Origin of the sequence: Streptococcus sp. 1343 (genome assembly GCF_013277355.1) — a bacterium.
GTDB classification, from domain to species: domain Bacteria; phylum Bacillota; class Bacilli; order Lactobacillales; family Streptococcaceae; genus Streptococcus; species Streptococcus pseudopneumoniae.
Genome location: NZ_VMMT01000075.1, coordinates 1 through 1,319 on the forward strand (window position 1 = coordinate 1; position 1,319 = coordinate 1,319).

Annotated in this window: 3 pseudogenes; all 3 read right to left on the reverse strand. The window is 39.0% G+C overall.

Annotated features, from left to right (window positions below):
- Nucleotides 1-91: pseudogene (locus HT709_RS10340) on the reverse strand (transposase); the annotation flags it as partial.
- Nucleotides 92-199: 108 nt separating this feature from the next.
- Nucleotides 200-828 (reverse strand): annotated as a pseudogene (locus tag HT709_RS12265) (IS66 family transposase); the annotation flags it as partial.
- Nucleotides 821-942, reverse strand: a pseudogene (locus tag HT709_RS11595) (ISL3 family transposase); the annotation flags it as partial. The pseudogenes HT709_RS11595 and HT709_RS12265, both read right to left, overlap by 8 nt.
- Between the last annotated feature and the right edge of the window lie 377 nt (nucleotides 943-1,319).

Sequence of the window (1,319 nt, forward strand, 5' to 3'; positions counted from 1 at the left end):
TATCTGCTTGCTTGGGGGTCGCTTCAAAAAACTTCCTTCTCACATGCGCCCAACATCCAACAAGTTCAGCTTCTTCCAGTTGACGATAAGCTTCTAGCGGTTCGCAGCTTACCAAGCTTAGCGTCGTCTTGTTCCTAAACCTTGGACTGCTATCGCATAGGCAGAACTAGAGGACTAAAGTCCTAAGTTACTGCCGCAACATGTCACAATGCACATAGCCAGAATAATCTCCTAGGAATTCTTGTACTACTGAACCACTTCGACACTGATCATGGTGGTAAAGCCTAATCCCTTGTTTCTCTGATTTTCCTGACAAAAAAGTCCAATAGTAGGTCAGATGGCTATCACTTTCTAAGACCCGATAAGAGGTTTCATCCGTATGAAGAAGAGCTTGTTCTAACAACTTTTCTCGTAAAAGCTTATAAAGGGACTCTAAATAGTATTGACTCGTCTTGATATGCCAATTAGAAATTTCCTTACGTGTGATTGGTAAACCCATCCTAGCCCAATCTTCTTCTTGGCGATAATTGGGTACCTTCAGATTAAACTTCTGATGGATGGTGTGAGCGATTATAGAAGCTGAGCCAAGGCTATGCGCCAAAGGGGCTTTAGGGATAGGAGCTTTCACGATTTTATCACTCGGATTTTTCTCACTGCTTGGCACTTATAAGCGTGTTGGATATGATCTATTCGTTTTAATTGCGCAGGAATAAAGACCAATTCTTGTCCTTGAAGGGTTGCTCCAATCTCTTTTAGATCTCCCTGATAGTCAGGGCAAATACAGTCCTCTAAGCGATGATGAACTTCTTCTGAATCAAATTGGGCAAGATGGAGCCTCATAATCCAGTTTAGCAATGATTTCCTTCTATTAATGATATCCATAATTTGGGCATTAGGATCTTTGATATCGAGTAGTTTTGTGATAAAATGTAATTGTTCCATATGATTCTTTCTAATGATGGTTTGGTTGCTTTTCATTATAGATGATACGGGACTTTTTTCTACAACAAAATAGGCTCCATAATATCCATAGGGGATTTTCCTACTACAAATATTATAGAGCCAAAATCTCCAGCCTAGAGAATTTATGAGGGTCTGAAAGGGTCAGGTATTTATGTTTTGTCATAGTAGAGCTCATTTCTAACTCAAACGTCTCACACTAAATTCCACCATAAAAATCTGTTTTAAACCAATTTCCACTTTGACCAGACTAGGGGGAGTTGTCCGAATCATAATTTTAGATAAATATTGGGTAAACATTGGGAAAATACTTGACATATATGTTGTAGAAGAGTATAATGATGGTGATTCAGGTGATT